A 24,692-nucleotide genomic window follows, 5' to 3' on the forward strand; every position below is an offset into this window, starting at 1 on the left:
GGAGATCTTGGCGCTGTTCGTGGTGTTGGCAATGGCGATCATCGGCGGCAGCTGGGCCATGCACGAGTACATGGTCTACACCCAGCCCGAGCGCGAGCGTGCACTGCGGGACGAGCTGGAGGCGTTGCAGGCGGCCCAACGGCTGTCGATCGCGGCGTGGCAGGCTCGCCAGTACATGGCCGATGTCGTCCGCGACGACGTCATCGACGAGTCGTAATGCAGAAGTGGGCGATCGGCGGGCTCGTGTACCTGGTCGTCCTGGCGGTGGCGGTGCGGGTGTCGGCGGATCTGCTGGCACCCGCACTTCCGCTCCTGGTCGTCCTGCTGGGTCTGGCGGTCTTATTCCGGCGCCTGTGGCGGGGGTACTGATGGCGTTGCGAAAGCGTTGCTCATTCCACCATAGACAAGGCGCATGCCTGCAACGTACGCTGAATGTGCGCCGCCAGTCCGTCGCATCCCACCTCTCCCTCTCCGTTACACCTCTGACCGATCCGGTCGTCGCTATCCGTGATCTGTCGCGTCCTGCCGGGCTGGCGTGCGCTCCTGCACCTAATCACGAAAGGAGGTGAATCGTGTCCGAGCCACGCCGGATCCGAGTCATCGGACAACAACGCAAAGAACCAGACCTCAAGGCCCTCGCCAGGGCGGTCATCGAATTGGCCCGCCTACTCGACCAGGAGTCCGGCGACAAGCCGAACACCAAGCGGGAGATCGACGAGTGATCACATATCGGATCTCCCATCCCGGCTCCACCGACGCCCGTCAGATCGTCTCGACGCTCAGGAGCCTGCTGGCCACGATCGGCCGCACCGGCCGCCTCGACCCATCACGCCGTTTCCTCTGCCTGGAGGTCTGGGCCACCGCCAAGGGCATCACCCATCTGCTCACCGTTCCCGAAACCGCCCCGATTGTGAGCGCACTGACGACCGCACTGCCCGGGGTCAGGGTCGAGGAGAGTGAACGGCCCACCGAAGACCTGGCCGGATCATCTGCGGGTATCCAGCTGCTGGGCCCAACCCCCGGAGTCCTGCGCACCGACATCGCGGATGACACCGCCACCTCAGTACTGGCCGCGATGAGTGACCTGCGACGTGGCGAGATCCTCGTCGTCCAGTGGCTGATTGCTCCACTTATCAGATCCCGGTCGTGGCTCATGCCATCCAAGGATGCTCCGGATCGGATCGAGAAGCTGAAGCGCGCTGAGGCCGAGGTGGTGGCCTGCGGCAGGGTCGCCGCCTGGGCCGCGACAACACCCCGAGCGCGAGGCCTAATCGGAACCACTGCTCGTGCTCTTCGTTCTGTGAGTGGGCCCGATGGTCATCTCCGTGCTCGTGGTTCTGTACGCGCCGTCCGTTCGCTCGTGTCCATCCGACCGCCGTTGCTCGTATGGCCGTCGCATCTGAATCTCGGTGAACTCGTCGGACTGGTGGGGTGGCCAACCGACCCGACCCCGATCCGCGGACTGAGCCGCGGAGCAAGCAGGCTTCTCCCTCCACCGGCTGGGGCACCGACCAAGGGGCCAGTCGTGGGAGTCACGACTTTCCCTGGGACCGGACAGAGGATCCGTCTCGGGACCACCGGACGGCTGCGTCACCTGCATGTGATCGGCCCCACTGGAGTCGGCAAGACCACTCTTCTCACGCATCTCATCGCCGCCGATATCAAGGCCGGCCGCGGCGTGGTGGTGTTCGACCCACTCGGGGATCTGACCGATCACGTCGCTCGGCTCGTACCCGAGAACCGCATCAGCGACGTCGTGATCGTCGATCCCACCGACTCCGACGAACCCGTCGGACTCAATGTTCTCAGCGGAGCGGACCGGTATCGGACCGTCGACTTCCTCGTCGGGGTCATGGCGCGGCTGTTCGCTTCGTCATGGGGCCCCCGTACCGCCGACGTACTCCGCGCGGGACTCCTGACGCTCAGCGCAGCACCGACATCGACGCTCGCGGATCTGCCTGAGCTCCTCACCAATCCGGCGTTCCGACGACGCCATCTCGCCCCAGTAATGGATGACCGCGCTCTGGCGGGCTTCTGGACCTGGTACGAAACACTCAGCGAAGCCGAACGCAACTCGGTGATCGCACCGGTCCTCAACAAGATCCGCGCCGTCGTCCTGCGACCCGAAGCACTGCGAACCCTGTGCCACCCGGCAGGTCGCCTCGACCTCGAGGGCGTGTTCACCCGACGCCAGGTGGTCGTCGTGCGGCTGGCCAAGGGTCTCATCGGGGAGGACACCGCTGCGCTGATCGGCGGGCTCCTCCTGGCCCGGCTCTGGCAGTCGATCCTGGGACGGGCCTCGATCATTCCGGAGCGACGGCACCCGGTATTCGTGTACCTGGACGAGTTCCAGGACTACCTGCGGCTCCCTATCGGTCTGGGTGACATGCTCGCCCAGGCCCGCGGTATGGGGGTCGGGATCGTCGCCGCCCACCAACATCTCGGCCAACTCCCCGACAACGTTCGCCGCGACGTGCTGTCCAACACGGGCTCACGGGTGATGTTCCAGACCACCGCCGACGACGCCCGCATCCTCGCCCGAGACCTCGAGCCACATCTCACCGCGGCCGACCTGCGCGGCCTGGCATCGAGAGAGATCGCCGTCCGGATCGCCCTGACAGATCGAATGCTTCCACCGTTCACTGGCCGCACACTCCCTCCACTTAAACAGGTCACCGATCCCCGGACGGTGAGATCGCGATCGCGGGAGCAGTTCGGTGCACCGCTCCCCAGAACTGACGTGCGCGGCTCTGGTCAAGACGAGTCACGGATCGGGCGGAAGCGCCGGAGAGGTGACCGATGAGGTGGCCGATCGCCCGACCGTTCGCGTCGAGCACGCAGGTCGACACCCGCATGCGGGTCAACAGGTATGGCGTCGATGCTGCGACGAAAGACCTACCCCTGGTGGTCGCGGGGGGAGGCAGTCGATGAGGGTGACCGCTCAGACTGTCGATCGGATCCGCCGCCGGCTCAGCAACGTCGACTGGTTCGTTATCGAAACCCTCGCCCGCGTGGACATCGTCTCCGCCGCGCAGTTACGTCGCCTGCACTGGCCCGACCCTGAGCAAGCACGCACCGCACGCAGACGGCTCAGCCAACTCACCGAGATGCGAGTGATCAGCCGTCTCGACCGTCGCATCGGAGGAGTTCGGGCCGGATCGGACGGGTACGTGTACCGACTCGATGTCACCGGACGCCGCCTACTCGGACTCGCACCAGGGCGACGACCGCATACCCCAGGCCGCGCCTTCCTGGATCACTCGCTGGCCATCACCGAGGTCTACGTCCGGGCCACCGAGGCATCACGCGTCGACACCATCGAGGTCGCCAAGTTCCAGACCGAACCTGCCTGCTGGCGTGCCTGGGGAGCTGGACACCTCAAACCCGACGTCTACCTGGTCACCGTCACACCGGACTTCGAAGACCACTGGTTCATCGAAATCGACCGGGCCACCGAAGCCACCACGACGATCGTCCGCAAGGCCGCCGTCTACGAGCAGTACCACCGCACCGGCATCGAACAGGAACACCACGGCGTGTTTCCCCGAGTCCTGTGGATCGTGCCCCACGACCGCCGCAAAGGACAGCTCGTCGACGCTCTCGGCCTCCGACCCGCCGACGCCTGGTCGCTGCACCAGGTCGCCCTCGAGAGCGACATCCCGAACATCTTCAAACCGTAAAGGAAAGGACATACAACATTGCCATGGAACAACAACCCCGACCATCCCCCGAAACCGAACCCGAGATCCGACCCCGCATCTACGTCGCGTCGCTCAGCGACTACAACGCCGGACGCCTCCACGGAACCTGGATCGACGCCACCCAAGACCCAGAGGGCATCAACGAAGCGGTGCAGCGGATGCTCGCCACCAGCCCGCAGCTCTTCGCCGAAGAGTGGGCCATCCACGACTACGAAGGCTTCGGCTACGCCCGGCTCTCCGAGTACTCCAGCTTCGAGACCGTCTCCCGCGTCGCCCAAGGCATCGAGACCCACGGAGACGCCTTTGGAGCCTGGATCGCTTACAGCGGCGACGACTCCGAGGAGAACCTCGACAAGTTCGAAGAGGCCTACCTGGGTCGATGGGACAGCCTGCGCGACTACGCCGAACAGCTCGCCGAAGACCTCGGCATCACCGAGGACGTCATCCCCGAAGAGCACCGCCCCTACATCAGCATTGACATCGACCGGCTCGTCCGAGACCTCGAGATCGACCTCGTCGTCGCCAAAGCCGCGGACGGAGGGATCCATGTCTTCAACCCCTACGTCTGAGCTCCGCAACCGGCTCCTCGTCGGCGACGCCCACACCATCCTCCAGACGCTCCCCGACGCGTCCGTCGACTGCGTGGTCACCTCACCGCCGTACTACCAACTCCGCGACTACGGGAGCACCGGACAGATCGGTCACGAACCCGACGTCCACGGCTGGGTCGCCAACCTCGTCAGCGTCTTCGATCAAATCCAGCGGATCATCAAACCGACCGGCACCGTGTGGCTCAACCTCGCCGATACCTACTCCCAGCACCGCCGACAGGGCACCCGCCGCAAGAGCCTCCTCTTCGGACCCGAACGGCTTCTGCTCGCGCTCGCTGCTCACGGATGGATCGTGCGCAACAAGATCATCTGGTCCAAGACCAACCCGATGCCGCACTCCGTCCGGGACCGACTCACCGGCACGTGGGAGTACCTCTACCTGCTCACCGCCACAGAGAAGGGGTACTGGTTCGACCTCGACGCCATCCGCATCCCGCACCTCACCAAGTCGCCGAAGCCCTCCAGGTCGACCCGCACCTGGGACGGCTCCTATGGCGGTACGCATGACGGCATCACCAAGCTGAAGCGAGCCGGACAGATCGGACATCCCCTCGGAAAGAATCCCGGCGACGTCTGGCGGCTCGCCAAGGCTGCCCACCGCGGTTGCCACTCCGCCACCTTCCCAGAACGGCTGATCGAATCTCCGATCCTCGCCGGATGCCCAGCCACCACATGCGCCCGATGCGGTGCTCCAACCTGCGGCCACGACGCCGGGCGGTTGCCTGGTCTTGTGCTCGACCCGTTCATCGGTACCGGTACCACCGCCCACGTCGCGGCACGACTGCGACGCGACTGGATCGGCATCGACATCACCGACCAGTACTTCCGATATCCCGAACAGGTCGAGCAGAAGGAGGTGGCGTGATGTTGTCGATTCCACCATTGCGCGCCCACGCGCCCTGTGAGATTCTGGAAGCACTAAACGGAGACCATTCACATGAGCGACCCTGCGACTGCCCTGGGACGCACCGTCCAGGCTGCTCGGCACGCCAAGGACCTCACCGCATATGAGGTCGCACAACGCACCGGCGTGGTTCACCGAGCCACCATCCAGCGCATCGAATCAGGCGACATCAGCAGACCTCGACCCGAGACGTTGCGTTCAATCGCGCAGGTCCTCGAGCTCGACCTCGACGACCTGCTCTCACTCGCCGGATACGCCCAGCTTTCCGACCTACCCGGATTCGAGCCGTATCTCCGAGCGAAACACGGTGACCTCCCAGAAGAGGCCATCGACCAACTCGTCGGACACTTCAACCTCATCGCAGAGAAGTACCGACAGCACAACACCAAGTAATCAGCGACCGGCCCTCCTCACGCGGGCGCGGACCGCGAAAGGAGGACCCATGATCATCAACACCCTGCAGAAGCTCGTCCCACGACGCCACCTGCACCAAACCGAGGCACTCGCCGTCGCCGAGAAGCAAGCCCAAAAGCTCCGCTCGGCACTCGGCATCGACACCGCCGCCATCGCCACTGAACACCTCCGCGCCATTCCCGGAGTGATCATTGAAGAAGTGGCTGGACTCGGTGTCTCCGGTGCCACCCGCCAGATCGGTGACCTGTGGATCGTCCTCGTAAACGCCGACGAAGCCCCGGTTCGCCGCCGGTTCACTATCGCTCACGAAATCAAGCACATCCTCGACGACCACGCGATCAGCCATCTGCGCCAGACCGGCTCACCTGGACCGGATTGGCTCATCGAGCGGGTCTGCGACTACTTCGCCGCCTGCCTGCTCATGCCACGACCGCACATCAAGAGGGCATACACCACCGTCAGCCAGGACGAAGCCACCCTCGCCAAGATGTTCGACGTCTCAATCGACGCCCTCCGAATCCGCCTCCAGCAGATCGGGCTTACCGACACCCCGAAACGCTGCGACGGATACACCCGCGATGTGATACCCCTTCCCACAAGGACCGCAGCCGCATGACAGGGAACGACATGAAACGAGCAGTCATCTACCTCAGAGTCTCCACGTCGGCACAGGCCGACCGCGACAACGAAAAGGAGGGCTACTCCATACCGGCCCAACGGGACGCCTGCGTCCGCAAGGCCGAGAACCTCGAAGCCGCCGTCGTCGACGAATACGTCGACCGCGGTGAGTCCGCCCGCTCGGCCGATCGACCTGCGCTCCAGGAGATGCTGCAACGCATCGAGAACCTCAACGACATCGACTACGTGATCGTCCACAAGGTCGACCGTCTCGCACGCAGCCGCCGCGACGACGTCGAGATCGGACTCCTCATCAAGAAGGCCGGGGCCACCCTTGTCTCGGCCACCGAGAACATCGACGAGACCCCGTCGGGCAAGCTGCTCCACGGGATCATGGCCACCATCGCCGAGTTCTACTCGGCCAACCTCGCCTCAGAAGCCCGCAAAGGAATGCGGCAGAAGGCCATCGCCGGAGGCACCCCGTACAGGGCACCTCTCGGCTACCTGAACGTCCGCAAGAGAATCGATGGACGGGAGATCCGTACCGTCGAGATCGACCCCGAACGGGCCCCGCACGTTCAGTGGGCCTTCGATGCCTATGCCACCGGCGAGTGGACCATCCGCGGCATGTGCGCCGAGCTCGACGAACGAGGCTTCCGCGGACATCCCACTCGTAAGTCTCCCGGCAAGCCGTTCAACCCCTCCAACGTCGCCGACATGTTGCACAACCGCTACTACATCGGGATCGTCACCTGGGACGGCATCGACTACGAAGGACGCCACGAACCGATCATCGACCTCGACACCTTCGACCGCGTCCAGCAGCTCCTCACCGAACGCAACATCAGCGGAGAGAAGACCTCTAAGCACTGGCACTACCTCAAAGGCTCGATCTTCTGCGCTACCTGTGGATCACGCCTCACCGTCGCCAACGCCAAAGGCAACGGCGGCACCTACCAGTACGCCTTCTGCCTCGGACGCCAACGCCGCAACGGCTGCACCCAGCCCTACCTGCCGACCGACCAGGTCGAAGACGCCGTCGTCGACTACTACCAGGTCATCACCCTCGACCCGAGTCGTCTCGACGAGATCCGTCAACACGTGACAGACCACATCGAGATCACTCGAAACCTCAACACCAAGGAGATCGACCGCCAGCAGCGACGCCTCACCAAGCTACGCGACGAACGTAAGAAGCTCCTCAACGCCCACTACGCCGACGCCATCACCGTCGACCTGCTCCGCGAAGAACAAGCGAGGATCACCACCGAGGAAGCCCAAGCCCAGCGGATCCTCGACTCCTGCACGCTGCGCTTCGATGAGATCGAGAGGAACCTCGACCAGGCGCTCAATCTCGCAGCTGACTGCCTCGAGGCCTACGCCAGGGCCACAGACGAGATCCGACGGACCTTTAACCAGGTCTTCTTCGAGAAGATCTGGGTCGGCGAAGACGGGGTCGAAGGTGTCGACCTGAAACTGCCGTTCGCACACCTGCTCGCACACGATCTCACCGAACGGCTCGAGCACGAGACCGCAGCGCTGACCGACCCGACGCTCGCCACCTACCGACGCAAGCTCCCGATCGACCGCACCCAGCGGCCCCGCGGCGCACTCCCCTGGGAAAACAAGAACCGTGACCTTCTATTCGTCGGTCACGGTTCGAACGTGTCGTGTCTGGTGGGCCCGGCAGGACTCGAACCGTCTCTTACCCCACACCCACCACGCCGCCGACCGACCCCATCCCCGCTCTTTCGAGTGAACCCGGGCAAGAAGAACAGCATCCCCTCGCCAAACGCAGCGAGCCCGCCGAAAAGGCGGGCTCGCCAGTGGAGCTGAGGGGATTCGAACCCCTGACCTCTTGCATGCCATGCAAGCGCTCTGCCAACTGAGCTACAGCCCCGAGGGAACCGAGATTGTAGTGACCCTCAGGAGGGGGCGGCCGTGAAGGCGAGCCGAGGGGCGTCGGCCCAGAGCCGCTCCAGGTCGTAGTACTCACGGGTGTCGCGATCGAACACGTGGACCACGACATCGCCGTAGTCGAGCAACACCCAGGTGGCGTGTTCCATGCCCTCACGACGCAGCGGCCTGCGGCCCAAGGGTCGAAGACCCATCTCGACCTCCTCGGCCAGGGTCTGCACATGGCGCCGTGAGGTCCCGGAGGCGATGATGAACACGTCGGTCACGACCAGCAACCCGGAAACGTCCAGCAGGGCGATCTGCTGAGCCTTCTTGTCGTCGAGTGCGGCGGCGGCTGTCGCGGCGGTAGAGATGGTGTCTTCGTGGAGCGGAATAGGCCGGACCCCCGTCGTGTCTGTCCAGGCGATCTTAGGGCCTGAGCCGTCTGTGATCGATGGCCACGACCGCTCGCACGAGATCAGTCCAGGTAGAGGCCGGTCTCCTCGATGTGGTCGTACACGCCCTCGCGCACGAAGAAGCGAATGCTGAGACCGGCACGCCGCCTGCGACGGAGGTCGGTTCCGCTGATCGCGATCGGTGGGACATCGAGCCACGCGGGTTCGAGCCCGGCGGCGATCACCTCCGCACGCGACGTGCCGGGGCGGGGCATCACCGCCACCTCGGCGCGCCGCATCACCTCCGTGGCGCGATGCCAGGTCGGTAGGCGGGCGGCGGCGTCCGCTCCGAGGATGAGGACGAGCTCCTCGTCGGGGGCGAACTCCCCCAGTGTCTCCACCGTGTAGGTCCAGCCATCCCGCCCCACCTCACGGTCGTCGGCCTGGAAGTACTCGATCCCGGCGACGGCGAGTCGGGTCATCTCCCATCGTTCACCGGCCCCGGTGATCCGACCACCCGCCTTCTGCCATGGCGCCCCGGCCGGGATGAACGACACCACGTCCAGCCGGAGCTGCCGGTAGGCGGCTTCGCCGGCGATGAGATGAGCGAGATGAGGCGGGTCGAAGGTTCCGCCCAGGATGCCGCGGCGCACGCCGCTCAGGATAGGTTGATGGCAGCGGCCCGAAAGTGAGCCTCAGGCCGGCGACCGGCGCCAGCCGACACGCCGTCTCCGGATCCAGGTAGCGGTCGCCCACCCGCAACGACAGGTGGAGCGCCGGACGCTGCCGATCCAATCCAGACCAGCCGAGGACCGAACCCCGCCGAACCCAAACTCCTGAACTCACGGCGGTACCGGAGAGATACGAGTAGGAGGTGCGGACACCTCCCCCGTGGTGAACAGTGACGCCGGTGCGCCCGGCGACGGTTCCGGCGAAGGTCACGATTCCGGGCGCCACGGCTCCGACCGGCGTTCCGACCGGGACCTCCAGATCGATCCCCCAATGCCCGCCGTAGGCCCCAGAAGGGGCGAATCGAGCCACCACCGGTCCGTCCACGGGGGGAGCAAACCAGCAGGGCGCTGTGAGCAGGAGCAGAACTGCGGCGATCATCTCGGGCTGCCCGCGCCGATCGCAGGCTACATCCCGGGCCGTCCGCCGGGAACCCTCTCGTTCAGGCCGACGCCACCGTGTTGGAGAGCAGGCCGAGGGCGACCGCCCTCAGGTCGTCGGGGCGAAACGGCTTCGTCAGGAAGGCGTCGGCTCCGCCCCGGTCGGCCTTCTCCCGGGTCTCCTCCTGTGCGTGGGCGGTTAGGACCAGCACCTTCATCGTGCTGGTGCGAGGGTCGGAACGGATCCGCTCCAGAACCTCCCAACCATCCATCAAGGGCAACCCGACATCGAGGATGAGCAGATCTGGTACCAGCTCGAATGCGGCGTCCAGACCAGTGGGCCCGTCGCCGCGGGTCTCCACCTCCAGACCGGCCGGGCGCAGGCAGACCGAGATCAGCCGCTGGATCACGGCCGAGTCTTCCACGACGAGAACCTGTTTCGACAAGGCGACCTCTGGTTGGGAGTAGAGCCTACGAGGGCATCGGATGGTTTCCGAGGACCCTTGAGGGGTGGTCCGACTGCTCAGACCGAGTGGCGAACCGGCCGCGTCGAGGGCAAAGCGACCTTCTCCACGAAACGTGACAGCTGACGCAGGTTGCGGACCTCATGAACCTCGTCGCACACCTTGGAGTAGACGCCCATCACCGAGTCGCCCGTATCCCAGTAGCGCTTCGCCTCCGGGTTGAGCCAGTAGAGGGCTCGGGCGTCGGCAGCGATCCTTCCCAGTGCCTCCTGGTTCGGATCGTGATAGTTGGTTCGGGCATCCCCGGCGACGATCACGGTAGTTCTGGGTCCAACCACGCCCTGATACCTGTCGATGAAGGCACCGAAGGCGTGGCCGTAGTCGGAGTGCCCGTCCATCCAGACGATGGCCGCTTCGCTGCCGATCCTGCGCATGGCGTCCCCGAAGTCGGAGCCGGGACCGAAGAACCCGGTCACCTCGTCGATGCCATCGATGAAGGCGAACGACCGCACCCGGCGCAGCTGGGACTGCACGGCGAACACCAGCTGCATGGTGAACCGGGCGAACGTCGCCACCGAGCCGGAGATGTCGGCGAGGACCACGATCTCGGGCTTCTCGGGACGCGGCCTGCGAAACCGCGGATCCGCCGGCACACCCCCGGTGCTCAGGGAACGACGCATCGTGCGGCGGAAGTCGAGCCGTCCCTGGCGTCCCGGTCGACGCTGCCGGGCCAGGCGGGTCGCCAGGCGCCTGGTCAGCGGGTGCACCACCGCCTCGATCGCCGCCAGATCCTCCCGCGTTGCGGTAACCAGGTCGACCTCCTCCACCGGAGGGCGCCGTAGCGTGCGAGCCACCTGCTCGGGGCCCCTGTCGGCGACCAGTCGGCGCCGGATCTCGGCGCGCACCTCGGCGCGAAGGTCCTCGAGCCGGCGGTCGATCTCATCGAGCACCAGTCGTTCGTCGAACGATCCCGTTGCCGCGCCCATCTCCTCGAGCAGACGATCGCGCAGCCCCTCCAGACCGAGCCCCCGCAACACCCGATACATGTAGTAGGTGCCGCCCACCGGTCGTCCCGGCTCCATCCCGGCCAGCATCGTCACCGCCCGCCGTATCGCCGCTTCGATCCGGCCGGAGTCCCGATCTCGCAACGCCAGGAAGAGCGCCTCCACCAAGGCATCCAGATCGGCCTCTCCCCCGGCACCCGCCATGCCGAGCGCGGCGAGATCGGATGAGACGCGCAGTTTCGCCTCCACCGTTCCATCGGGGGGTGGCAGCAGCGAGAAGTAGATCTCGAAGGCGGCTTCGAACGCAGCCAGGTGGCGACTGTTCTTCACCATCGTGGCGGCCAGGGCCGCCTTCACCATCGAGCGTGAACCGAGGTCGACGTGCTCCAGGGCACGTCCGGCGTCGATCGCCTCCACCATCGACACCGGCACCCCGGACTGCCGAAGCTCGTCGACGAACCCGGTGAGGAACCGGGGCATCAGGAAGCCGGAGCGGCCAACTCCGAAGCCATTCGATCGATGTCGCCCTGGTGCTTGAGCAGGACGTGGAGCGTCCCGGTGACCGTCTCGCCATCGGGCTCGGCGACGCCGAGCGCGAGCAGTGTGCGCGCCCAATCGATCGACTCGCTCACCGATGGCGGCTTGCGAAGGGAGTGGCCCCGGATGCTGGCGACCAGGCGGGCGATCCGTTCGGCGAGCACCACTTCGAGGCCGGGAACCCGCGCCATGAGGATGTCACGCTCCCTCTCCATGGTCGGGTAACCGATGTGGAGGAAGAGGCAGCGGCGCTTGAGGGCCTCCGACAGCTCCCGGGTGGCATTGGATGTGAGCACGACGAACGGAAGCGACTCGGCGGTGATGGTTCCCAGCTCGGGAATGGAGACCTGGAAGTCACCGAGCACCTCGAGGAGGAGGGCCTCGGTCTCGATCTCGAGACGGTCCACCTCGTCGATCAGCAGGACCACCGGCTCAGGAGAGCGGATCGCCTCCAGCAACGGACGGGCCAGCAGGAAGTCCTCTCCGAAGATGTCGGCCTCGACCTCGGCCCAGTCGCGACCCTTGTCGGCCTGGAGTCGCAGCAGCTGCTTGCGATAGTTCCACTCGTACAGGGCGCGGGATTCGTCCAGTCCCTCGTAGCACTGCAGTCGGATCAATCTCCGCCCCGACGCCGCGGCGACTGCCCGGGCGAGCTCGGTCTTGCCCACGCCGGCGGGGCCCTCGGTCAGTATCGGCTTCTCGAGACGCCCGGCGAGGAACACGACCTGGGCGATGTGATCGTCCGCCAGGTACGAGGCCGACATCAGGCCGTCGATCACCTCGTCGGGGTCGGTGAGGGCGTTGAGGTCCATCACCGGCGCAAGTGTAGGTGGGAGCGGCGCGCCCCCTCCCCGCTACCCGTCCTCATCGCCGGGCTCATCGCTGAACTCGAAGACGAGGTCCCCGATTCGAACCTCGTCGCCGGCCACCGCCCCCAGTCGGCGCAGCTCGTCGTCGACGCCGGCGGCGGCCAGCCGACGGGCCGCCAGTGCCGCCGCGCCGGGCTTGGTCAGGTCGTCGAAGGCGACGGCGCGCTCGGCGGCTCGTCCCGTCACCACCCACTGTTCGCCGTCACGATCCACCGAGAACCCCGGCGCGACCGGGCGATGCAGCACGTAGCCCTCCCCCTCGGGCGATCGCGGCGCCGACTCGACGAGGTCGGCAACCGCATGCATGAGCCGATCTACCCCGCTGCCGGTAACCCCCGACACCAGATGAACCTCGGTCCCGGTGGCCCGGAGCCGCCTCGCCTGCTCATCGGCCCCCGGCAGGTCGCCCTTGCCGACGACGACCAGCCCGGGGCGCTCTGCAAGTTCGGGCAGATGCCGTTCCAGCTCCGACCTCAGAACCCCCAGTTGAGTGACGCAGTCGGCCTCCTGCATTGGCGAAGGATCGAGCAGGAACACGAGTACACGGCTTCGCTCTACGTGTCTGAGGAACTCGTGGCCCAGGCCCTTGCCTTCGGCGGCCCCCTCGATCAGCCCGGGGATGTCGGCGAGCACGAATTGCCTCCCGTCGACGTCCACGACGCCCAGGTTCGGGATCAGGGTCGTGAACGGATAGTCGGCGATCTTGGGCTTGGCCGACGACACCCGCGAGATGAGAGTGCTCTTGCCGGCGTTCGGAAAGCCGATGAGGGCGGCATCGACCAGCAGCTTCAGCTCGAACACGAAGCTGACTTCCGTACCGTACTCGCCCTGCTCGGCGTAGTCGGGAGAGATACGGCGGGGGCCTGCGAGGGCGGCGTTCCCCTGCCCTCCCCTACCCCCCTGGAGCAGGGTCACCCTCTGGCCAGGAAGTGCCAGGTCGGCGAGGATGGTGCCGGTGTCATCGCGGATCACGGTGCCCGGTGGGACAAGCAACACCAGGTCCTCCCCGCGGCTGCCGTGTTGCAGGTCGCCGCGACCGTGAGTTCCGGAAGACGCCCTGCGATGGGGTCGGCGCATGTAGTCCAGGAGTGTGGAGACCCCGGGGTTCGCTTCGACCACGACGTCGCCGCCGGGACCACCCGAGCCGCCCACCGGCTTCCCGCGCGGGCGACCACGGGACTTGACGAAGGCGACGATGCCGGCCCCTCCATCACCGCCTCGCAGATGGACCCGAACCTGGTCGACGAACACCGGCCCAGACCAGCCGGGCAGTTCAGCCGTCGGCGCGGACGCTGACCTCGCGGCGGCCGTGCCGGGTGCCGTATGCGACCGTCCCGTTGGAGGTGGCGAACAGCGTGTCGTCGCCCCCGCGAGCCACGTTGTCGCCGGGATGGATCTTGGTGCCACGCTGACGGACGATGATCGCCCCGGCGGTCACCGTCTGGCCATCGAACACCTTGGGGCCAAGGCGCTTGGCGTGCGACTCGCGGCCGTTCTTGGTGGACCCTCCACCCTTCGTCTTGGACATGTCAGCCCTCCTTGCCCTCGGTCGGGGCCTCGTCGGCCGGCTTCTTGGCCGCCGGCTTCTTGGCCGGGGCTTCCGCCGTGGTCTTGGCAGGAGCCTTCTTCGCCGCCGCCGGCTTCTTGGCCGGAGTGTCTGCCGTCGTCTTGGCAGGAGCCTTCTTCGCCGCCGCCAGCTTCTTGGCCGGAGTGTCTGTCGTCGTCTTGGCAGGAGCCTTCTTCGCCGCCACCTCGGTGGGTGGGGCCTTCTCGGATGCGGCGTCGGCCTCATCGTCCGCCGGAGCCTTGCCCGGCGGCTTCTTCGGTCCTTCGATCTTCAGCACCTCGAGCGTGGTGTAGCGCTGACGATGGCCGCCACGGTTGCGATAGCCGGTCTTCGCCTTGTACTTGAAGATGTCGATCTTGTCGCCCTTGGCGGCGCCCACGACCCGAGCCGTCACCCGGGCGCCCTTCAAGTCGGATCCCTTGGTGACCTTGCCCTTGTCGTCCACCAGGAGCAAGGGGGTGAAGGTGACATCGCCGTCGGCGCGCAGACGCTCGACGTCGATGACGTCGCCTTCGCGCACCTTGGCCTGCTTGCCGCCGGAGCGGATGATGGCGTACATGATCAGCAAAACCTCACGACGGGGAACCGGGACATGTTAGCCGCTTCGCTCAGGCTTCCGGCTCGGGGTCGGGCATCCGAGATCCCGAGGTGGCTGCATCCTCGTAGAGCACCACTCCCCGACCGGCACATGTGGGGCACAGGTGACTGAACGACTCGAGCAGACCCTCCGACTCGTTCTTGCGGGTCATCTCGACGAGCCCCAGGTTGGACACGTCGAACACCTGCGTGCGGGTCTTGTCGCGAGCCAGCTCCTCCCGGAACTTGCGCAAGACGGCATCGCGGTTCTTGGCGATCTCCATGTCGATGAAGTCGATCACGATGATCCCGCCGATGTCGCGTAGTCGAAGCTGGTGGGCGATCTCGGCGGCTGCCTCGAGGTTGTTCTGCAACACCGTCTCCTCCAGGTTGGAGTGGCCGACGAAGCGGCCCGTGTTGACGTCGATCACCGTCAGCGCCTCGGTCCGGTCGATCACGACATGACCCCCCGATGGCAGCCACACCTTGCGGTCCAAGGCCTTGCGCAGCTGGTCCTCGACGTGGAAACGCTCGAAGATCGGCATCTCCTCGTCGTACCGGGCGACACGCGACACCAGGTCCGGATCGGTGTCGTCGAGGTAGCCGACGACCTCATCGAAGATGTCCTGATCGTCGATCAGCAGCCTGCGAAAGTCCCTGGTGAAGTGCTCACGGATCACACGGATCACCAGGGGTGGCTCCTGGTAGAGGAGTCTCGGAGCGCCACCTCTCGGAATCTCGGCGTTGATGCCGTCCCACACCTCCAGCAACCGCAGGATGTCGCTCGAGATCTCCTCCTTCGTCGCCCCTTCGGCGGCGGTGCGAACGATCATCCCGAAACCCCGCAGGTCGATCTCGGATGCCAGCACCCGGGCGATGTCCTTGAGGCGATCTCGCTCGGCGTCTGATAGCCGGCGGCTGACCGAAGGCTTGTCGACGTTCGGATCGAGCACCACGTACCTGCCCGAGAGGTTCACCTCGTTGGTCAGCCGTGCGCCCTTGTGCCCCATGGCGTCCTTCACGACCTGGACGAGCACCTCGTCACCGGTCTTGAGCATCTTCTCGATGCGAAGCTTCTTGCGACCCTCGCCATCCGACGCCACATCACCGGCGTAGAGGACCCCGTTCTTGGGCTCGCCGAAGTCGACGAAGGCGGCCTCCATCCCGGGAAGCACATTCCTCACCTTTCCCAGGTAGATGTTGTTGGTCAGCGACGGCCGGTCGGATCGGGCCACGTAATGCTCGACGAGCAGCGCCCCCTCCATGACCACGATCTGGGTCTGGTGTGGTGTGCGGCGCACCAGCATCTGCCTGCGCTCGCTCACCGGCGGCGGGGTGATGGCCTCCGGTTCGGTGCGCTGGTCGGTGCGACCGTCGCGAGGTCGACGCTTCCTCGACTCGCCGCGCCGTTCCCGGCCTCCCTGTTGCGGGGGCGGCGAGGCCTCGACGACGCGGCGAATCTCAACGGTGCTGCCGGCAACCCGCCTGGTCTTGCGCTCCTCCACCGCGGTGTCGCCGACACCGCGCCGCACGACGCGTGCGGACTTCTTGCGAAACAAACCCATGGGGTATTCCCTTCGGCGCCCGCGCCAGCGGGCGACTGTCGAACGATGCTTGCCCGGTCGAGCATCCGCATTCCCCGACACCGGGCCGCGAAGGTGGCGGCTCACAGACGGTGTTGTTGAGGAAGGCGGGCACTCGCATCACTCCGGTCGAAACGGGGCGGCTCGGCGGCGGCCGACGCCCTCAGGGGAGCCAGTGTAGCGGCTGGATGGTTCCATCCCGAGACATCCGCCGCATCAGCCCGTACCGATCTCCAGGCGCTCCTGCTGACCCTCCTCGGGGTCGTAGCAGCGCCTGCAACGCGCCTCGTACGCTCCCTGAGCTCCCAGCACCACCAACTCGTCGGAGCGGATCACGCGCTGGGTGAACATTCCCGGGCCGCCACAGCGATGGCACACGGCCAGGCTCTTCGTGAGGTACTCGGCCCTGGTCATGAGGGTCGGAACCGGACCGAAAGGCCGCCCCAGGAAGTCGAGATCGAGACCGGCAACGATCACCTGCTTCGAGGCTGCGGCGAGACGGTCCACGACCTCGACGAGCCCGGCGTCGAAGAACTGCGCCTCATCGATGCCCACGACCACGGTCGACTCCCGCACCCGGGCGAGGATGTCGGCGGAGGTGGCGACCGGCTCGGCGGCGGTCGAGAGGGAGGAGTGCGAGACCACCCGGTCACTGGAGTAGCGGTCGTCGATCACCGGCTTGAAAGTCTGAGTGGGAATCCGAGCGATGGCGTAGCGGGTGATGCGACGGATCAGCTCTTCGCTCTTTCCGGAGAACATGGGACCGCAGATCACCTCGACCCAGCCCCGCTGATCCCTCCGATCCATGGCGCCGGACTGTAGCCGTCGGGGGTCAGCGGGTCAGTTGCAGCGCACCGGGCAGCCGCGCCCGTCGCATCCAGATCGAGTTGACGATCCCGACGCTGAGCGCCATTGCCAGGTAGAACGATCCTCCGTACGAGAGGAAGGGCAGGGGAAGCCCGGTGACCGGAAGCAGACCCAGCGTCATCCCCACGTTCACGAACACGTGGAACCCGAACATGGCCGCCACGCCGGTCGCCACCAACTGGCCGAACCGATCCCGCGCCGCCCCGGCGATCATGAGCATGCGAAGGATGACCAGGCCGTACAGCCCCAGTACCAGGGCACCCCCGACGAAGCCGAGCTGCTCGCCGACGGCGGTGAAGATGAAGTCGGTGGTCTGCGCCGGGACGAAGGCGAGGTTCGTCTGAGTGCCTTCGAAGAGCCCGCGGCCGAACAGCCCGCCGTTGCCGATCGCCACCTGGCTCTGATTCTGGTTGTAGTTGATCGAGAGCGTCTGGTCCCCCAGGTTGAAGAAGCCTTCGATCCGATCCAACTGGTACGCCTTGAGGATGTTGAGCTGGACCGCCGCCAACAGTGCCACGAGGGCCAGAGCGATGAGCAGCACGATCTGACGCACCGAAGTGCCCGCCACGAACATCATCACCAGGGCCACGAAGCCGAAGACGAGCATCGTGCCCAGGTCGGGCTGGACGAAGATGAGCGCCGCCGGCAGCGCCACGAGGGCCAGCGCCTTCGCCACCCGCCGCCACCTCATCGATGCCTCGTGCACGGGAGCCAGGAGCACCGCCAGGGCGAGGACCACCGCCGGCTTGGCGATCTCGGACGGCTGCAGGTCGATGACGCCGAGGTCGATCCAGCGCTGCGCTCCCTGGCGCAGGGCGCCCACCGGTGAGAGGACTGCCGCCAGCAGCACCAGGGTCCCTCCGTAGATCAACGGGGTGATCGCATGCCAGGTGCGGTCGGATATCAGCGATGCGACCAGCAGCACAACCAGTCCCAGGGCGACGAACCACACCTGCCGAACCATCAGCGAGGATCGGTCGAGGCCCTCCGCTTCCAACCGAGGCGCCGACGCCGTGAAGATCATCAGGATCCCGAGTGCCGTGAGCAGGCCCATCGCCCCCAGCAGGAGAAAGTCGGGCCGCGAGCGTGATCCTCTCGGCCGGAGGTCCACTCCGCTCATGCTGCTCATCGTTCGGTGTCCGCCCCGGGCCGAAGCGGATCGGGGTCCTCGCCCATCAGGTACTGGAAGATCCGCCGGGCCGCAGGAGCCGCCACCCTGCCGCCGGAGCCACCCTGGTCGACGACGACGGCGACCACCCACCTGGGATCGCTCAGCGGAGCAGCCCCCACGAACCAGGCGGTGTCCTTCGACTGCTCATCGTCCTCGACCGCCTGGAAGATCTCGGCGGTACCGGTCTTGCCCCCCACCTCCTGCAGGGCGGCGCACTCGGCGTCGGGCTCGTCGTCACAGAAGCCGGCGAACGCCGAACGGGCGGTCCCGAACTGGCTGTTGACCACGCCGTTGAGGTCGGCGCGCAGGCCGGCAACCGTCTCGTCGGCGAGGTCGATCTTGCGGGTCACCGACTTCGGGTTGGTGAAGATCACCTCGTTGGTGGCGTCGCGAACCGACTCGACCACCCGCGGCCGCCACAGTGTGCCGCCGTTCACCAGGGCCCCGTAAGCCACCGCCATCTGCAGAGGGGTCACGGTCAGTGCCCCCTGGCCGGTGGCGATGTTCATCAGATCGCCCCCCGACCATCCGCCCTCTTCCCGCACCACGCCGGTCTTGTTCTGCTGGTGGTACTGGAACCATTCGCGGTCCGGAACGAGGCCGGCCTGCTCGAAGGGCAGGTCGATGCCCGTCGTGCTCCCGAAGCCGAGCTTCTCCGCCCATCGCTGGAGGAGGTCCTCGTCCCAATCGAGCCCGCGCTGCTCCCAGATGGCGAGGGCGATCGACCAGTAGTAGAGGTTGCACGACTGGTGCAGCGACTCGCCGAGCGTGATCTCTCCATGCCCTCCCTCCTTCCAGTCGTTGAGGGGTGGGGTGGCGGGGAACAGCAGCTGTCCGTCACAGAAGAACAGGCTCGGATCCTGGGAGCGATCGAGGTCGGCGTGGTCCTCCTCGAGCGTGGGCGAGATCCCCTCCTCCAGGGCCAGGGCGTAGACGATGCTCTTGAAGGACGATCCCGGCGGGTACAGGCCCTGGATGGCGAAGTTGTTGAATGCCGCCTTCTCGGAGAGCGTGTCCCACTCCTTCTCGGTGAGCTGCCCATCGGAGAATGCGGTGGGATCGAACGAAGGCACCGATGCCATTGCCAGGACCGATCCGTCGGTGACGTCGAGCACGACTGCCGACGCCCGGAGAACCGGCTCGCCGTCCTGGCGGGCGAGGGCGATCGCCGACTCGAGCGTGCCCTCTACGAAGCGTTGCAGGGCCAGGTCGACGGTGGTGACCACGCTGCCCCCGGGCTGCGGTGGTACCTCATCCACCACTCCGAGGATCGCCCCCTTGGCGTTGACACGGTAGGTGATCCGACCCGGGGTCCCCCTCAGCAGCCGGTCGTAGGAGCGCTCCACGCCGAACTTGCCGACCCGATCGCCCAGCGAGAGGTCGATCCGGTCGAGGTCCTCCTCCCCGGGGGCGCCGATGTATCCGACGATGTGGGCCGCCGATTCACCGAGCGGGTAGACGCGGGTGGGAATCCACTCGATCGAGACCCCCGGGAAGCGTTCCAGGTTCTCCAGGACGAACACCCCAGTCGACTCGCTCACCTCGCCGCCGAGGAGAAACCGGGCGCCCGAGCCTTGGTGTTCGAACTCGGCGTCGATCTCGGCGACGGGGATTCCCAGGACCGCCGACAGGTTCTGTTTGAGGCCCGGCTCTTGCTCGGTGGTCACCAGCCTGCGATCGACGACGACGCGAGGAGTGGGGACCGTCCCGGCCATGATCTCCTTGCCCGATCGGTCGAAGATGTCGCCACGAGGCGCCTCGATGGTCACGGTTCGCAGCTGCTGGCTCTCGGCGACCTCCAGGGACGCAGTGAGGTCGGTCACCTGGAGCACCCACATCCGCAGGAGGAGGAGGGTGAACATGGCGATGATCGTCGCCCCGACCGTTGCGATCCTCCAGCCGATCTTCATAGCGACAGGCTCGCCGACCTGCGTCGGGCGACCCCGAGCGTCCGCGGGGCCATGGCGAGTATCAACGGTGCCAGCAGGGTGTTGTACACGGCGGGGAGAAGGATCTTCTTCAGGACGGCTGCATCGGCCAGGGTCCGCTCGCCGAAGATCGTACCCAGGACCGAAAACAGCGTGAGCGCACCGACCGTCGCCACCAGGACGTAGGGGCCGAGCAGCCCGAAGTCGTCTTCGAGCCGCTCACGCACCCGCACCGTCACGAACGCCAGCGTGGTCAGCACCAGCGCCCAGAGGCCGAGCGGGGTGTCCGAGAGCAGGTCCTGCAGCAGGCCGGCACCGAAGCCGAGGAGGAGGGCGAACTCGGCAGGCAGGTAGCGGGCATATGCGAGCACCACGAGCAGCACCAGGCTGGGGGCGGCATCGAACGGTCGAATCCGGACGAAGACCGTCGTCTGGATGGCGACCGCCACCAGGACGACGAGCACCAGGATGACGATTCGCCGCGCCTTCACGGCTGCACCTGAGGGACCGTGGTCGACGTCATCGACGAGGTGGTGGTCGAGGTGGTGGGAGGTGGCTCCTCGGTCTCGCCTTCGGTGGGATCTCCGGGGTCGGCAGGAACCTGCGTCGGAAGACGGTCGCCCTGATCGAAGCCGATCACAACGGCCTCGTCGCGGGTGAACACCAGCACCTGCACGAAGTCGATCCGGGTGATGGCGGCAACCGGCTTCGCAGTGGTGCGCAGGGCGAACCCCACCTCGGAGCGAGCGGGTTCGCTCACCCGAGCCACCGGAATCCCAGCCGGGAACCGCCCGTCGGCCGTGACCAGCAGGTCCCCTTCGACGACGGCGGCGTCCGTGTTGAACATCTCGAGCACCATCGGGCCGGCGCCCCGCCCCCGCAGCACGCCGGTCTCACCGGTGCGCTCCACCCGTACCGCAACCACGATCGAAGGATCGGTGATCAATCGGACCCGCGCCGAGTTCTCGGTGACGGCGACCACCCGGCCCACCAGGCCTCCCTCGTCGATCACCGGCATGTCGAGCCCGATGCCGGCAGCCCGACCCTTGTCGATGACCCTGGTGTGATCGAACTCGGAGACCCCCACCGCCAGCACTCGGGCGGTGATGGTGTCGATTCCCTCCGGAGGCGCCAGGTCGAGTAGGGCTTCCAGCTCACGCACCCGGATGCGGATGCTCTCGGTCTCCTGGATCTGACTCTCAAGCGCGGTGAGGCGCTGCCGCAGCTGACGGTTCTCCTCTCGCAAGGAGAACAGATCGCTGAGGCTCTCGAAGAAGTCGACCGCCGGCCGCGTGGCCGAACCGAGGAACCGCTGCACCGGGGCGAATGCGGCCTGGGTGCCGTCGCGCAGGGTGGCTCCGATTCCGGTGCCGGCCGATCGGATGTCCACGGTGACCAGCACCAGAGAAACGATGATCAGGCCGATGAAGACGCCGGTGGGGCGATCGACTTCTCGGGGCCGCCACATCTGCGGCCGTCAGTCAGTTCGTGCCCGCCGTGGACGTGAGCACGTCCTGGAGAAGGTCGAACTCCTCCAGGCACCGCCCCGAACCGACCACGACGGAGTGAAGGGGCTGATCGGCGGTGATGACCGGGGTGCCGGTCTCGTTGGCGATGCGCACGTCAAGGCCGCGCAGCAGCGCCCCGCCGCCAGTGATGACGATCCCCCGCTCCATGACGTCGGCGGCAAGCTCCGGAGGCGTCTTGTCGAGACAGAACTTGACGGCGTCGATGATTCCCTGCACCGGCTCCTCGATCGCCTCACGGACCTCGGCGGCGGTGATCACCACCGTCTTGGGGAGTCCCGTCACCAGGTCGCGGCCGCGGATCTCGGCGTTCGGCTCGTCGCTGAACGGCCATGCGGAGCCGATGGCCATCTTCAGCTGCTCGGCGGTTCGGTCACCTAACAGCAGGTTGTGCTCCTTCTTCACCCAGTCGACGATCGCCTCGTCGAGTTCGTCGCCGCCGATACGGGCCGACTTGGCGACCACGATCCCGCCCAGCGAGATCACCGCCACCTCCGAAGTTCCGCCGCCGATGTCGACGATCACCGAGCCCGCCGGCTCGTGGACCGGGAGTCCCACCCCGATGGCGGCCGCCATGGGCTCCTCGATGGTGAAGGCGCGTCGGGCACCGGCGTGATACGCCGCCTCCTCGACCGCCCGGCGCTCGACACCGGTGATTCCGGATGGCACGCAGATGATGATCCTTGGTCGCGCCCAGCGGCGGGGCTGTACCTTCTTGATGAAGTAACGCAGCATCTTCTCGGTGATGTCGAAGTCGGCGATCACGCCGTCGCACAGCGGACGGATCGCCTGGATGTGCGACGGCGTACGCCCGATCATCCGCTTGGCCTCGAGACCGACCGCCAGTGCTCGATTGTCGCGGGTGTTGATCGCCACCACGGACGGCTCGTTGAGCACGATGCCTTGGCCGCGCAGATACACCAGGGTGTTGGCGGTTCCGAGATCGATCGCCATGTCGCGGGTGGCGAACGAGGCGAGGTTGGTGACCATCAGTGGGATCCCTGTTGGGTTCTCGAGAGTGTAATCCCCAACCGGGCTATGAGAAGAAGAGAGCAAGCTCCCGGGCGGCGCTCTCCGGAGAATCCGAACCGTGAACGATGTTCTCGGTGATCACCGTGGCGAGATCGCCGCGAAGGGTTCCTGGTGGTGCAGTCGCAGGATTGGTGGGACCCATCAGGACTCGCACGATGGCGACGGCGTCGGGACCGGACCACTCCATCGCCACCACGGGCCCGCTGGTGATGAAGGCGACCAGATCGCCGAAGAACGGCTTGTCGACGTGCTCGGCGTAGTGGCGGCCCGCGAGGCCCTCATCGATGGTGAGCATCCGCATCCGCTCCAGGGTCAGACCCTTCCTCTCGAGACGCCCGATCACATCGCCCACGAGGCGGCGGCGTACGCCGTCGGGCTTCACCATGACGAAGGTGTGTTCCATGCGGGCTCCAGGTTCGAGACGGCGGGAGGGTAGCGGGGTGACACGACCTTCGGTACGCCCCGGCCGGACGGGGCGACACGCGACACAGGGCTCTCAGGGTTTGCCCCCCTCCCGGCTTCGCCGTACTCCCCCCAGCGGGGGGAGGAACGCGCAGGCCCGACGGCAACATGCCCTCCCCGGGGAGGTGGCCCGAAGGGCCGGAGGGGGCAACTAACCGCTCGTGGCTCTCCCGTCCTCATGCCAGGCCGAGAGTCCGCCTCGCCTCCCCAACCACGTAGATCGAACCTGTGACCAGCACCGGGCCGCCGGAACCCCTCGCCGCCGCCACCGCCCCGGCGACCGAGTCGTGGGCGGCGACCGGCACCCCGAGGTTCTCGAACACCAGGGAGGCCACCTCGCCGCCCGCCAACGCACGCGGGGTGCCGGCGGCCGCCACATGAGCATCCCGGACCAAACCCCGAAGGGCGCCCAGCATCCGACCGATGTCCTTGTCCCGCATGGCACCGAACACCAGGGTCCAGGCCACCCCCGGGAACTCCTCGTGGAGGGAAGACGCCAGGGCCTCCATGCCCCCCGGGTTGTGGGCCCCGTCGAGCACCAGCAGCGGATCGCTGTCGACCACATCAAGGCGTCCAGGCGTCGTCACGGTCTGCGCAGCCCGATGCACCGCCCCCTCGTCCAGAGGGCGATCCAGAAGAGCCTCCACCGCTGCCACAGCCACGGCGAAGTTGGCCACCTGGTGGCGCCCACGCAGCCTCAGCTCGATATCGGAGTACCCACCGTGGACCCCGTGGAGGTCGAACTGCCAGCCACCGCCGCCAGCACGGGCACCGTCGGGACGAAACTCCTCCCCCAATCTGAACCAGCGTGCCTCCCGCTCGGCGGCAACCCTCCCCGCCACGGCCAGCGCATCCGGGTGGAGGTCCCCGGTGACCAGGTCGGCGCCGGTGTCGAGAATCGCCAGTTTCTCCTCGGCAATGGCGGTGATGGTGTCGCCCAGATACTCGGTGTGCTCCAGCGAGATGTTGGTGACCACCGCCACCTTCGAGTTAGCGGCGTTGGTTGCGTCCCACCGACCACCGAGCCCGGTCTCGATCACACCCACGTCGGCGGCCCCGTCGGCCAACCACCAGAACGCCAGCGCCGCCGTCACCTCGAAGTAGGTGACCGGTTCGAACCGCTCCTCGTAGAACTCGATGATGGGAGCAACCGATCCCATGGCCTCGGCGAACTGGTCGGCGGTCATGGGTGCGCCGTCCAGCTGGAAACGCTGCTCCACGGCATCGAGGTGGGGCGATGTGAACGAACCGGACCGCAGGCCGTGAGCGGCGACGATCGACTCCACCATGCGTGTGGTGGATGTCTTTCCGTTGCTGCCGGCGACGTGGACGATCGGGTACGCGGCGTCGGGCCGGGCCATCATGTCGAGCAGTCCCGTGATGCGTTCCAGCCCGGGCTTGACCCCGGTTCCGATCCTGCTGTCGAGGAAGTCGATGGCGGCGGGGTAGTCCATGGCC

27 protein-coding genes and 1 tRNA gene are annotated in these 24,692 nt (G+C 66.6%); 10 read left to right on the top strand and 18 right to left on the bottom strand.

Annotation, left to right across the window (positions count from 1 at the left end):
- Window positions 1-7 precede the first annotated feature (7 nt).
- The 10 genes from QY307_02990 to QY307_03035 all read left to right on the top strand — a co-directional run bounded on the left by QY307_02990 (window position 8) and on the right by QY307_03035 (window position 8,084).
- Window positions 8-217 carry a hypothetical protein gene (locus QY307_02990; GenBank protein WKZ83226.1) on the top strand — a complete coding sequence of 70 codons (210 nt, stop codon included), beginning with the start codon at window positions 8-10 and terminating at the stop codon, window positions 215-217.
- A complete protein-coding gene (locus QY307_02995) occupies window positions 217-369 on the top strand; it encodes a hypothetical protein (protein WKZ83227.1) in 153 nt (50 codons plus the stop codon). Before QY307_02990 ends, QY307_02995 begins: the two co-directional genes overlap by 1 nt.
- A gap of 203 nt (window positions 370-572) precedes the next feature.
- Window positions 573-722: a hypothetical protein gene (locus QY307_03000; GenBank protein ID WKZ83228.1), complete on the top strand. Its 150-nt coding sequence runs from the start codon at window positions 573-575 to the stop codon at window positions 720-722.
- On the top strand, window positions 719-2,803 hold the full coding sequence (locus QY307_03005; protein WKZ83229.1) for a type IV secretion system DNA-binding domain-containing protein: 2,085 nt from the start codon (window positions 719-721) through the stop codon (window positions 2,801-2,803). Before QY307_03000 ends, QY307_03005 begins: the two co-directional genes overlap by 4 nt.
- A gap of 124 nt (window positions 2,804-2,927) precedes the next feature.
- A complete protein-coding gene (locus QY307_03010; protein WKZ83230.1) occupies window positions 2,928-3,680 on the top strand; it encodes a replication-relaxation family protein in 753 nt (250 codons plus the stop codon).
- 23 nt (window positions 3,681-3,703) lie between these two features.
- A complete protein-coding gene (locus tag QY307_03015) occupies window positions 3,704-4,270 on the top strand; it encodes an antirestriction protein ArdA (protein ID WKZ83231.1) in 567 nt (188 codons plus the stop codon).
- A complete protein-coding gene (locus tag QY307_03020) occupies window positions 4,248-5,177 on the top strand; it encodes a site-specific DNA-methyltransferase (protein ID WKZ83232.1) in 930 nt (309 codons plus the stop codon). The genes QY307_03015 and QY307_03020 overlap by 23 nt, the downstream gene beginning before the upstream one ends.
- 72 nt (window positions 5,178-5,249) lie before the next feature.
- On the top strand, window positions 5,250-5,609 hold the full coding sequence (locus QY307_03025; protein WKZ83233.1) for a helix-turn-helix transcriptional regulator: 360 nt from the start codon (window positions 5,250-5,252) through the stop codon (window positions 5,607-5,609).
- Between the two features lie 49 nt (window positions 5,610-5,658).
- Window positions 5,659-6,246, top strand: coding sequence for an ImmA/IrrE family metallo-endopeptidase (locus tag QY307_03030; protein ID WKZ83234.1), 588 nt, complete (start codon window positions 5,659-5,661; stop codon window positions 6,244-6,246).
- An 11-nt stretch (window positions 6,247-6,257) separates the two neighbouring features.
- Window positions 6,258-8,084, top strand: a complete 1,827-nt coding sequence (locus QY307_03035) for a recombinase family protein (protein WKZ83235.1) — start codon at window positions 6,258-6,260, stop codon at window positions 8,082-8,084.
- On the opposite strand, the gene QY307_03040 is transcribed toward QY307_03035, so the two are convergent.
- From QY307_03040 to QY307_03125, 18 genes are all read right to left on the bottom strand, one after another.
- Window positions 8,076-8,148 (bottom strand) — tRNA-Ala (locus QY307_03040). The two genes, QY307_03035 and QY307_03040, sit on opposite strands and share 9 nt — an antisense overlap.
- A gap of 25 nt (window positions 8,149-8,173) precedes the next feature.
- Entirely contained in the window at window positions 8,174-8,626 is a 453-nt protein-coding gene (rsfS, locus tag QY307_03045; protein WKZ83750.1) for a ribosome silencing factor, read from the bottom strand.
- Window positions 8,623-9,192, bottom strand: a complete 570-nt coding sequence (gene nadD, locus QY307_03050; protein ID WKZ83236.1) for a nicotinate-nucleotide adenylyltransferase — start codon at window positions 9,190-9,192, stop codon at window positions 8,623-8,625. The genes rsfS and nadD overlap by 4 nt, the downstream gene beginning before the upstream one ends.
- A 518-nt stretch (window positions 9,193-9,710) precedes the next feature.
- On the bottom strand, window positions 9,711-10,073 hold the full coding sequence (locus QY307_03055) for a response regulator (protein ID WKZ83237.1): 363 nt from the start codon (window positions 10,071-10,073) through the stop codon (window positions 9,711-9,713).
- A gap of 98 nt (window positions 10,074-10,171) precedes the next feature.
- The gene (locus QY307_03060; GenBank protein ID WKZ83238.1) at window positions 10,172-11,596 is read right to left on the bottom strand and encodes a VWA domain-containing protein; all 1,425 of its coding nucleotides are present in this window, start codon (window positions 11,594-11,596) and stop codon (window positions 10,172-10,174) included.
- Entirely contained in the window at window positions 11,596-12,465 is an 870-nt protein-coding gene (locus tag QY307_03065) for a MoxR family ATPase (GenBank protein ID WKZ83239.1), read from the bottom strand. The genes QY307_03060 and QY307_03065 overlap by 1 nt, the downstream gene beginning before the upstream one ends.
- A gap of 42 nt (window positions 12,466-12,507) precedes the next feature.
- On the bottom strand, window positions 12,508-13,773 hold the full coding sequence (gene obgE / locus QY307_03070; protein WKZ83240.1) for a GTPase ObgE: 1,266 nt from the start codon (window positions 13,771-13,773) through the stop codon (window positions 12,508-12,510).
- Between the two features lie 22 nt (window positions 13,774-13,795).
- On the bottom strand, window positions 13,796-14,050 hold the full coding sequence (gene rpmA / locus QY307_03075) for a 50S ribosomal protein L27 (protein WKZ83241.1): 255 nt from the start codon (window positions 14,048-14,050) through the stop codon (window positions 13,796-13,798).
- Between the two features lies 1 nt (window position 14,051).
- Window positions 14,052-14,648: a 50S ribosomal protein L21 gene (gene rplU / locus QY307_03080; protein WKZ83242.1), complete on the bottom strand. Its 597-nt coding sequence runs from the start codon at window positions 14,646-14,648 to the stop codon at window positions 14,052-14,054.
- 49 nt (window positions 14,649-14,697) lie between these two features.
- Complete coding sequence (locus tag QY307_03085) at window positions 14,698-16,230, bottom strand: Rne/Rng family ribonuclease (GenBank protein WKZ83243.1); 1,533 nt, start codon at window positions 16,228-16,230, stop codon at window positions 14,698-14,700.
- Between the two features lie 234 nt (window positions 16,231-16,464).
- The gene (locus QY307_03090) at window positions 16,465-17,055 is read right to left on the bottom strand and encodes a thymidine kinase (protein WKZ83244.1); all 591 of its coding nucleotides are present in this window, start codon (window positions 17,053-17,055) and stop codon (window positions 16,465-16,467) included.
- A gap of 25 nt (window positions 17,056-17,080) precedes the next feature.
- Complete coding sequence (gene rodA / locus QY307_03095; protein WKZ83245.1) at window positions 17,081-18,235, bottom strand: rod shape-determining protein RodA; 1,155 nt, start codon at window positions 18,233-18,235, stop codon at window positions 17,081-17,083.
- A gap of 5 nt (window positions 18,236-18,240) precedes the next feature.
- The gene (gene mrdA / locus QY307_03100; protein ID WKZ83246.1) at window positions 18,241-20,196 is read right to left on the bottom strand and encodes a penicillin-binding protein 2; all 1,956 of its coding nucleotides are present in this window, start codon (window positions 20,194-20,196) and stop codon (window positions 18,241-18,243) included.
- Window positions 20,193-20,705 (bottom strand): rod shape-determining protein MreD, encoded by a 513-nt coding sequence (gene mreD / locus QY307_03105; GenBank protein ID WKZ83247.1) that lies wholly within the window; start codon window positions 20,703-20,705, stop codon window positions 20,193-20,195. Before mreD ends, mrdA begins: the two co-directional genes overlap by 4 nt.
- The gene (gene mreC, locus QY307_03110) at window positions 20,702-21,682 is read right to left on the bottom strand and encodes a rod shape-determining protein MreC (GenBank protein ID WKZ83248.1); all 981 of its coding nucleotides are present in this window, start codon (window positions 21,680-21,682) and stop codon (window positions 20,702-20,704) included. The genes mreD and mreC overlap by 4 nt, the downstream gene beginning before the upstream one ends.
- A 13-nt stretch (window positions 21,683-21,695) precedes the next feature.
- Window positions 21,696-22,730 carry a rod shape-determining protein gene (locus QY307_03115; protein WKZ83249.1) on the bottom strand — a complete coding sequence of 345 codons (1,035 nt, stop codon included), beginning with the start codon at window positions 22,728-22,730 and terminating at the stop codon, window positions 21,696-21,698.
- 46 nt (window positions 22,731-22,776) lie between these two features.
- Window positions 22,777-23,175 (bottom strand): nucleoside-diphosphate kinase, encoded by a 399-nt coding sequence (gene ndk / locus QY307_03120; protein ID WKZ83250.1) that lies wholly within the window; start codon window positions 23,173-23,175, stop codon window positions 22,777-22,779.
- Between the two features lie 235 nt (window positions 23,176-23,410).
- Window positions 23,411-24,688 carry a Mur ligase family protein gene (locus QY307_03125; GenBank protein WKZ83251.1) on the bottom strand — a complete coding sequence of 426 codons (1,278 nt, stop codon included), beginning with the start codon at window positions 24,686-24,688 and terminating at the stop codon, window positions 23,411-23,413.
- Window positions 24,689-24,692 lie beyond the last annotated feature (4 nt).

Source organism: Acidimicrobiia bacterium, from assembly GCA_030584185.1.
Taxonomy (GTDB): domain Bacteria; phylum Actinomycetota; class Acidimicrobiia; order Spongiisociales; family UBA11373.

Coding starts and splice junctions, on each gene's coding strand:
- QY307_02995 (WKZ83227.1), top strand. CDS start 217: ATGCAGAAGTGGGCGATCGGCGGGCTCGTGTACCTGGTCGTCCTGGCG.
- QY307_03010 (WKZ83230.1), top strand. CDS start 2,928: ATGAGGGTGACCGCTCAGACTGTCGATCGGATCCGCCGCCGGCTCAGC.
- QY307_03015 (WKZ83231.1), top strand. CDS start 3,704: ATGGAACAACAACCCCGACCATCCCCCGAAACCGAACCCGAGATCCGA.
- QY307_03020 (WKZ83232.1), top strand. CDS start 4,248: ATGTCTTCAACCCCTACGTCTGAGCTCCGCAACCGGCTCCTCGTCGGC.
- QY307_03025 (WKZ83233.1), top strand. CDS start 5,250: ATGAGCGACCCTGCGACTGCCCTGGGACGCACCGTCCAGGCTGCTCGG.
- QY307_03030 (WKZ83234.1), top strand. CDS start 5,659: ATGATCATCAACACCCTGCAGAAGCTCGTCCCACGACGCCACCTGCAC.
- QY307_03035 (WKZ83235.1), top strand. CDS start 6,258: ATGAAACGAGCAGTCATCTACCTCAGAGTCTCCACGTCGGCACAGGCC.
- QY307_03060 (WKZ83238.1), bottom strand. CDS start 11,596: ATGCCCCGGTTCCTCACCGGGTTCGTCGACGAGCTTCGGCAGTCCGGG.
- QY307_03065 (WKZ83239.1), bottom strand. CDS start 12,465: ATGGACCTCAACGCCCTCACCGACCCCGACGAGGTGATCGACGGCCTG.
- rpmA (WKZ83241.1), bottom strand. CDS start 14,050: ATGTCCAAGACGAAGGGTGGAGGGTCCACCAAGAACGGCCGCGAGTCG.
- rplU (WKZ83242.1), bottom strand. CDS start 14,648: ATGTACGCCATCATCCGCTCCGGCGGCAAGCAGGCCAAGGTGCGCGAA.
- QY307_03085 (WKZ83243.1), bottom strand. CDS start 16,230: ATGGGTTTGTTTCGCAAGAAGTCCGCACGCGTCGTGCGGCGCGGTGTC.
- QY307_03090 (WKZ83244.1), bottom strand. CDS start 17,055: ATGGATCGGAGGGATCAGCGGGGCTGGGTCGAGGTGATCTGCGGTCCC.
- rodA (WKZ83245.1), bottom strand. CDS start 18,235: ATGAGCGGAGTGGACCTCCGGCCGAGAGGATCACGCTCGCGGCCCGAC.
- mrdA (WKZ83246.1), bottom strand. CDS start 20,196: ATGAAGATCGGCTGGAGGATCGCAACGGTCGGGGCGACGATCATCGCC.
- mreC (WKZ83248.1), bottom strand. CDS start 21,682: ATGTGGCGGCCCCGAGAAGTCGATCGCCCCACCGGCGTCTTCATCGGC.
- QY307_03115 (WKZ83249.1), bottom strand. CDS start 22,730: ATGGTCACCAACCTCGCCTCGTTCGCCACCCGCGACATGGCGATCGAT.
- ndk (WKZ83250.1), bottom strand. CDS start 23,175: ATGGAACACACCTTCGTCATGGTGAAGCCCGACGGCGTACGCCGCCGC.
- QY307_03125 (WKZ83251.1), bottom strand. CDS start 24,688: ATGGACTACCCCGCCGCCATCGACTTCCTCGACAGCAGGATCGGAACC.